This is a genomic window from Teichococcus aerofrigidensis, assembly GCF_054073225.1.
In genome coordinates, this window is the sequence record NZ_JBSXMU010000045.1 from 21,287 (window position 1) to 29,157 (window position 7,871).

Here is a 7,871-nt window from a genome sequence, read left to right on the forward strand (position 1 = left end):
ATGTGATAATTGTAAACTTCATCGTCGGAAAGCGAGCCCCGACCAGGGATCCGACCGGCACAACCGCATATAGGAATAAAATCTTATATCTGCATCCGGTCGCCGCCGGCAAGCGGTTCCGGCCGGATGCCACCGGCCGGAACCCTGCCTCAGGTCAGCGAGGCGTGCCGGCCTGACCGTCTTCCGTCCAGGACCAGGAGGAGAACGGCCAGCGCGGCGCCCCAGGCGACCGGAACCGGCAGCAGCGGCGCGGCCAAGGCAGGAAAGATCAGCAGGATGCCGGCCAGGGCGAAGCCCAGCCGTCCGGCCGGGCCCAGCGGCCGGCGCGCATGCCCCTGGCAGGCTGCCGCCAGGGCCGCGAGCCCGGCCGCGGCGAGCAGGATCTGCCAGGCCACGTCGAGCCAACCCATCTCCGGCGTCAGGCTGAGCAGCAGGCCCACCCCCTCGGGATCGGTGACGAAGACAAAGGGCAGGACGAAGGCGGGCAGGGTGTACTTCCAGGCCTGCAGCGTGGTGCGGTAGGGCCCGGCCCCGGTGATCGCCGCCGCCGCGAAGGGCGAGAGGGCGGTGGGCGGCGAGACCTCGGACAGCACGGCGTAGTAGAAGACGAACATATGCGCCGCGTAGTCGGGCACGCCGAGCTTCATCAGCGCCGGGGCGGCGACCACGGCGGAGATGATGTAGCTCGCCGTCACCGGCACGGCGAGTCCGACGATCCAGACGATCAGCGCCGTGTAGAGCGCCGTGACCACGAGGCTGCCGCCCGCGGCCTGGATGGCGATCTCGGAGAATTTCAGCCCCAGCCCGGTGAGCGTGATGCAGCCGACGATGATGCCGGCCGAGGCGCAGGTGGCGGCGATGCCCACCGCCTGCACCGCGCCGCCGGCCAGCGCCTGGACCAGCCGGCGGGGCGTCATCGCCGTCTCACGCCGCAGCCAGGACAGCACCACCGCCACCGCCATGGCGTAGAGCACCGCCAGCGTCGCGCTGTAGCCCAAGGCCATGAAGACGATGATCGCGATGAGCGAGGAGAAGTGGAAGCCGTAGCGCCGCGCCAGCTCGCCCGCCGGCGTCACCGCCAGGCTCTCGGCCGTGACGGCGCCGGCGCCGAGCCGCCGCTGGTCCAGTTCCACCATGAACAGCAGCGAGGCGTAGTAGAGCACGGTCGGCACCGCCGCCATGCGCAGCACGTCGAGGTAGCCGAGCTTGAGGTACTCGGCGATCAGGAAGGCCGCCGCGCCCAGCACCGGCGGCGAGATGATGGCGCCGAGCCCGCCCGCCGCCAGCAGCCCGCCCGCATCGTCGGCGCGGTAGCCCACGCGCTTCATCATCGGCCAGGCGACGGTGCCGAGCGTGACGGTGGTGGCGACGCCCGAACCCGAGGGGCCGCCCAGCAGGAAGGAGGAGAGCACCACGGTGCGCCCGGCGCTGGAGGGCTTGCCGCCGGTCAGGGCGAAGCTGAAATCGACGAAGAACTTGCCCGCGCCGCTGCTCTGCAGGATGGCGCCATAGATGGTGAAGAGGATGATCAGCGTCGCCGAGACATCCACCGCCGTGCCGTAGATGCCGTCCAGCGTGATGGTCAGGTGCGGGATCAGCCGCTCGGCGTCGTAGCCGCGGTGCGACCAGGGCGGCGGCAGCAGGTTGCCGTAGAAGCTGTAGAGGATGAAGGCGATGGCGACGGCCGGCATGATCCAGCCCGTGGCGCGCCGCGTCGCCTCCAGCACCAGCGCCACCAGCATCCAGCCGACGACGATGTCCATCGGCTCGGGGAAGACGTAGCGGTCGAGCAGCGCGTCACCGCCGTCGATCAGGTACCAGGTGCAGTAGAGCCCGGCGGCGATCAGCACCATGTCCCAGGGCATCAGCCGGTCGCGGAAGCGGCGCGCGGCGGGGAACAGGTAGAAGCCCAGCGCCATGGCGAAGCCGACATGGACGAAGCGCAGCGTGGTGGTGGGCACGATGTCCCAGGCGGCCCAGAGGTGAAACAGGCTCATCGCCAGGGCGAGGCCGGTGGCGCCGAGGCCGAGCGCCCCGGTGAAGCGGTTCTGGATCCCCTCTTCTTCCTCGATCAGCCGCTCCACCCGGGCGGCGGTGCCTTCGTCGAGGGCGTCGGGGGCGATCTCTGGCGGCAGGTTGCTGCCGGCCGGAGGCTTCGGCGGGGCGCCGGCCATTCAGCGCCCCGTCACGCGAACTGCGCGCCCTGCGCGGTCCAGTAGGCCTTGGCCGCCGGATGCCATTCGATGCCGGCGGCGGCGCTCTTCTGCGCCTCGAGGCGGAAGTTCCGCCCCTCGGCATGCACCTGGCCCAGCTCCTGCCGCCCTTCCCAGGCGGTCTTCAGCAGGGTGGTGACCATGGCCTCCGGCATGTCCTCGCGCACGGCGAGGATATTGGCCACCGACATCTGCCGGTTGTCGGTCTTCTGGCCCGGATAGGTGCCGGCCGGGATCACCTCGGGGAAGTAGACCGGGCCGTACTTCTCGACGATGCGCGGGATGTATTCGTCATGGTCGATCATCTGGATCTGCACGCCGGGCGAGGCGCCGAGATCGGTGATGGCGCTGGTCGGCACGCCGGAGACGAAGAAATAGGCGTCGAGCTTGCCGTCCTTCACGGCATTGGTGCTCTCCGCCGGGGAGAGCCGCTCGCGCGCGCGGAAGCTCTTGTCGCGGTCGAGGCCGGCGGCCTCGATCAGGCGGAAGGCCATGACCTCGGTGGCGGAACCGGGCGCGCCGGTCGAGACGCGCTTGTCCTTCATCCCCGCGATGCTGGTGATGCCGCTCGCAGTCGTCGTCACCGCCTGCATGCGGTTGGTGTAGAGCACGGCGATGGCGCGCGCCGGCACCGGGCGGCCCTTGAAACGGTCGTTGCCGCGCACCGCGTCCACCGCCGCATCCACCTGGGCGAAAACGAGGTCGACGCGGCCGGCGCCCAGCAACTGCAGATTGGCCACCGATCCACCGGTGACCTCCACGGTGGCGGACATCCCGCCCGAACGCGAGAGCATGTTCGCCAGCCCGCCGCCGAGCGGATAGTAGACGCCGCCCGTGGTGCCGGTGGCGATCGAGATCTGGCCGGACTGGGCGAGGGCGGCGTGGGTCAGGGCGGGCAGGGCGAGGCCGCTCGTGGCCGCGCCGGCCAGCAGGCCGCGGCGTGTCAGGCTTGGCATGGGGTGCTCCCTGGACGTTCTCTTTCTGTGGGAAAGCTTAGTCCGCCGGCCACTGATCATGAAAGTGGAATGGTTCGGCGAAAGTGCCGGCCGCGCCGCAACCATTCGGCACGGCCGCGACTGAGCATTGATGGAGATCAAGGCGCGGCCGATGCTGCGGGTCCATCATCGACCCAGTGCGGAAAGCCCCGCCAGCAGCCAGGAGGAATCATCATGCAACTTCCCACCGCCCGAGACCTGATGACCCCCGACGTGGTCACCGTGCCGCCGGAGACGCCGTTCTTCACGGTGGCCCAGATGCTGGCGCAGCGGCATATCTCGGCCGTCCCGGTCGTCGGGCCGGCGGGCGAGGTGCTGGGCATCGTCACCGAGGCCGACCTGATCCGCCGGCTGGCCGGGGATGCCAAGGCGCCGATGGGCCTGCTGCGCAGCCTCTTCTCCAACATGGACCGGCTGGCGGACCGCTATGCCAGCACCCATGGCACCACCGCCGCCGAGATCATGACGCCCGACGCCGTCACCGTGGCACCCGGCGCGACGGCGGGTGAGATCGCGGAGCTGATGGAGAAGAAGCAGGTCCGCCGCGTGCTGGTGACGGAGGGAGGCAAGCTGCTCGGCCTGGTCAGCCGCGCCGACCTGCTGCGCGCCCTGGTGGCGCCCAAGGCCGAGGGCGGCGACTATCCCGATGAGCGCCTGCGGCGTGCCGTGCTGGCGGCGATGAAGCGCGAGCCCTGGGCGGACAGCTATTTCCTGACCGTCGAGGTCAAGGACGGCGTGGTCGAGTTCCACGGCTTCCGCCAGAGCGATTCGGTGCTGCGGGGCCTGAAGGTGCTGGCCGAGCAGGTGCCGGGCGTGAAGCGGGTCGAGGACAAGACCTCGCCGCTGCCGGGCCCCTATTACGCCGGCATCTGAAGGCCGGGGGCGGGGCCGGCCTCCGGTCCCGCCGCCCTGGAGCGGATCCCGATCAGGTGGGAGCACCCGATCAAGCGACGACGCGCTAGCGGCCGCGGAAGACCGGCCGGCGCTTGTCCAGGAAGGCGCGGACCGCCTCCTGGAAATCCTCCGTCTCGGCATAGCGGCCGGCGGCCTCGATCTCCTCCGGCGCCACCGGCAGCGGGCCACGCAGCGCCTGCAGGGCACGCTTGTGGAACCGGTTGGAGAGCGGCGCGCCTTCCGCGATGCGGGCGGCGGTCGCCTCCACCTCGTCGAAGATCGCCTCGTCCGGCACCAGCCGCGTCAGCACGCCGCGCGCCAGGCACTCTTCCCCCTCCAGCACGCGGCCCTCGATCAGCAGCTCGCAGGCGGTGGGATAGCTCGTCACCTGCAGCAGGGCATCGAGCGCCGCATAGGGATACCAGATGCCGAGCTTGCGGGCCGGGATGCCGAAGCGCGTGCCCGGCCCGCCGATGCGGAAGTCGCAGACGCTGGCGAGGCCCGCGCCGCCACCCATGCACCAGCCGGACAGCGCGGCGACCACCGGATGCGCGCAGCGGCGGATCGCCTCCAGCGCGCCGTCGAGCGCGGCGGCGAAGCGCGCGTTCTGCGCCCGGTCGCCATAGTCCCGCTCGAAGCTGCCGATGTCGGCGCCGGCACAGAAGGCCGCCGACCCGGCGCCGCGCAGGATGACGCAGCCCAGCGTCCGGTCGGCCGACAGCGTGGTGAAGGTCTCCGCCATCGCCTCCCACATGGGCAGGTCGAGGCAGTTGCGCTTCTCGGCGCGGTCGATCAGCACGGTGGCGATGGCGCCGGCGTGACGGACACGGATCTGGGGGTACGGCATGACGGCCGCACGGTGCGGGCCGGAAGCCTGGCTGTCAACGTCGTCCCGCCTGCCGCAACCTGTCGGCGGCCCGGCGGGTTCTCTCCGGCAAGCCAAACCCGGGAGAGCCGCCATGCACAGCGACCGCAACGAGGACGAGATGCGCATGAAGGTGCGCGAGATGATCGGCGAGATCGGCACTGCCATCTTCACCACCGTCGACGCCGAGGGCCGACTGCGCGGCCGGCCGATGCGGACCCAGAAGCCGGACGCGGATGGCCGCACCCTGTGGTTCTTCACCCGCGCCGACAGTCCCAAGGTGGCCGAGCTGGAGCAGGATTCCCGCGTGCAGCTGGGCTATTCCGAGCCGAAGAGCCAGGACTACGTCTCCCTCTTCGGGCGCGGGAGGGTGGTGCGCGAGGCGGCGCGGAAGCGGGACCTCTGGACCGACGGGCTGCGCACCTGGCTGCCGGAGGGGCCGGAGAGCGACGAGGTGGCGCTGATCGCGGTGGAGATCGAGGGCGCCGAGTACTGGGACGGCGTCTCCTCCAGCCTGCGCTATGCCTATGGCTATGCCCAGTCCCTGCTGACCGGCGAGCCCGACCGCGGCGGCGAGAATGCCAAGGTCGATTTCCGCGGCTGACAGCGGCGGCGGCTCAACGCCAGGAGAGCTTGAAGAACCATTTGGTTGATTGAATAATGCCGACTTCCCCGCCATGGGGCGGAATCCGGGGGAGGCGCGGGTGGCCGAATGGTTTTCCAGGCTGGTGGGCAGGTCGGCCCCCGCCGAGTTGTCCGCCAGGCCCTCCCCTGACGCCGCGGGCACCCGCCGGGGCTTCGCGGAGGCGCCCGTCAGGAAGCTCGGCGGCGCGAAGGCGGGCGGGACCAAGCCCGGCCATTCCCCCATGCTGGACCTGCCCGAGCTGATCCCCGAGCGGCCGCCCGCGCCGGACTTCCCGGAGGAGGAGCGCGCCTGGGCCCGGCCGGTCCCGCATGAGCGGGCGCGGCCGGCGGCGGAGGGAGAGCCGGAGGCGCCCTTCGTCAGCACCGGCCCGCACGGCCACCGCGCCCGGATGCGCGAGAAGCTGCTGGAGCGCGGCCCGGATTCCCTGGCCGATTACGAACTTCTCGAGATGCTGCTCTTCTTTGCCTTCAAGCAGGGCGACACCAAGCCCCTGGCCAAGTCGCTGATCAACCGCTTCGGCAGCTTCGCCGGGGTGATGACCGCGCCGCAGGCCGTGCTGATGGAGACGCGGGGGCTCGGCGTGCACAGCGTGGCGGCCCTGAAGCTGGTGCAGGCGGCGGCGCTGCGACTGGCCAAGGCGGAGGTGATGGACACCCCGGTGCTGAACAACTGGGACCGGCTGATCACCTACCTCAATGCCGCCATCTCGCGCGAGAAGATCGAACAGTTCCGCATCCTCTTCCTCGACAGCAAGAACCGGCTGATCGCCGACGAGGCGCAGGCCCGGGGAACGGTGAACCACACCCCGGTCTACCCGCGCGAGGTGATGAAGCGCGCGCTGGAGCTGCACGCCACGGCCCTCATCCTGGTCCACAACCACCCGAGCGGCGACCCGACGCCGAGCCGCGCCGATATCGAGATGACCGCCGAGATCCGACGGGCGGGCGAGGTCTTCGATGTCGTGGTGCATGACCACCTGATCGTCGGCAACGGGCGGCATCTGAGCTTCCGGCGGGAAGGGTTGCTCTGAGGCCGGAGGCGGCGCCTCACCACCGGGCGCGCATCAGGGCCAGGGCACGCGCCGCCCGGATGTCCATGTCCGAGCGGTCGTCGGTCAGCACCGGCTGGCCTTCCGCCAGCTCCCCGGTCTCCGAGAGCGTCGCCGCGAGGCGGGGGGGGCGCCCCCCCCCCCCCCCCCCGCCCGGCCCCCCCGCGGCCGATTGCGCGGCCGCCGGCGCCGCGTCCAGCCGGGCCCGGGCCTCGGCCGGCGCCACCGGCTCGGTCCAGGCCAGCAGGATGGCGTTGCCGCTGCCCGAGCGCGCCGCCAGTACGGCGGGGAAGGCGGCGCGCAGGCTGGCCGCCAGCGGGCCGGCGATGCTGTCGGGATCGCCGGCGCCGAAGACGTTCATCGCCACCACCCCGCCCGGCGCCAGCCGCGCGGCCACCAGTCGGAAGAACTCCACCGTCGCGACATGCGCCGGCACCTGCCCTGTGGCGTAGAGATCGATGACGATGACCTGATGCCGGGCGGGGTCGGCCGCCAGGACGCGCCGCGCGTCGCCATGCGTGACGGGAATGGCGAGGTCGAAATACGCCCGCCCCGCCGCCGTCACGCCGGGGTCGATCTCGACGCCCCGCAGGCGCCAGCCGGGCCAGGCCCGCCGCGTCGCGGTGATGGCGGAGCCGCCGGCGACACCGAGGAACAGTGCGCTGCCGCCCGGGGCGCCGTCCGGCCGCGCCAGGGCGGGGACGGCGGCCAGCAACTCCCAGTAGGAGCCGGTCTCGCCGCCATCATGCCGCCGGGCCGATTGCACGATGCGCGTCGTGTTCAGCATCAGGCTGCTGGTCTCGCGGTCGCGGCGGACCATGACGGTGTTGTAGGGCGTCTCGCGATAGAGGGCGAAGGCGGCCTGCCGCTGCTGCTCGGCCAGGAAGCCGGGCAGCAGCGGCGCCAGGGCGAGGGCGGCGCGCAGCGGGGGCAGGCCGGTGGCCAGGGCGGCCAGCGCCGCCACCAGCGCGGCCAGGGCGTAGCCTCCGGTCAGGCCGAGATAGGGGATGGCGAGGAAGGCGGCGAAGAAGGTGCCGCCGATGCTGCCCAGCGCCTGGCAGGCCGAGACCAGCCCCGAGGCGCGTGCCGCGCCCTCCAGCGGCGCCAGCCGGGCGACGCAGAGCGGCGAGGCGGCGGCGAGGGCGAAGGCGGGCGGGCCGATCAGCAGCATGGAGGCGCCGACCGCGCCCGCCAGCGGCCCCAGCGCGGC

The 7,871-nt window shown here is 71.8% G+C and carries 7 protein-coding genes; 3 read left to right on the top strand and 4 right to left on the bottom strand.

The genetic code is table 11. The features are described from left to right. Positions 1 to 149: 149 nt before the first annotated feature. Positions 150 to 2,174, bottom strand: coding sequence for a TRAP transporter permease (locus ACVMLK_RS11415; RefSeq protein ID WP_457486465.1), 2,025 nt, complete (start codon positions 2,172 to 2,174; stop codon positions 150 to 152). Positions 2,175 to 2,185: 11 nt separating this feature from the next. Beyond that, the gene (locus ACVMLK_RS11420) at positions 2,186 to 3,169 is read right to left on the bottom strand and encodes a TAXI family TRAP transporter solute-binding subunit (RefSeq protein ID WP_457486466.1); all 984 of its coding nucleotides are present in this window, start codon (positions 3,167 to 3,169) and stop codon (positions 2,186 to 2,188) included. 213 nt (positions 3,170 to 3,382) lie between these two features. Between ACVMLK_RS11420 and ACVMLK_RS11425 the strand changes: the two genes are divergently transcribed. After that, positions 3,383 to 4,081: a CBS domain-containing protein gene (locus ACVMLK_RS11425; RefSeq protein ID WP_232476994.1), complete on the top strand. Its 699-nt coding sequence runs from the start codon at positions 3,383 to 3,385 to the stop codon at positions 4,079 to 4,081. An 85-nt stretch (positions 4,082 to 4,166) separates the two neighbouring features. Here the strand turns inward: ACVMLK_RS11425 and ACVMLK_RS11430 are convergent, their stop codons facing one another. Beyond that, positions 4,167 to 4,949 (bottom strand): enoyl-CoA hydratase/isomerase family protein, encoded by a 783-nt coding sequence (locus ACVMLK_RS11430; RefSeq protein ID WP_457486467.1) that lies wholly within the window; start codon positions 4,947 to 4,949, stop codon positions 4,167 to 4,169. Positions 4,950 to 5,061: 112 nt separating this feature from the next. On the opposite strand from ACVMLK_RS11430, the gene ACVMLK_RS11435 reads away from it, so the two are divergent. Beyond that, positions 5,062 to 5,571, top strand: coding sequence for a pyridoxamine 5'-phosphate oxidase family protein (locus ACVMLK_RS11435; protein WP_457486468.1), 510 nt, complete (start codon positions 5,062 to 5,064; stop codon positions 5,569 to 5,571). 262 nt (positions 5,572 to 5,833) lie between these two features. After that, positions 5,834 to 6,643, top strand: coding sequence for a RadC family protein (gene radC / locus ACVMLK_RS11440; RefSeq protein WP_457486469.1), 810 nt, complete (start codon positions 5,834 to 5,836; stop codon positions 6,641 to 6,643). A gap of 16 nt (positions 6,644 to 6,659) precedes the next feature. Here radC and ACVMLK_RS11445 read toward each other — a convergent pair. Continuing rightward, a partial coding sequence (locus ACVMLK_RS11445) for a spermidine synthase (RefSeq protein WP_457486470.1) occupies positions 6,660 to 7,871 on the bottom strand: 1,212 nt, incomplete at its 5' end.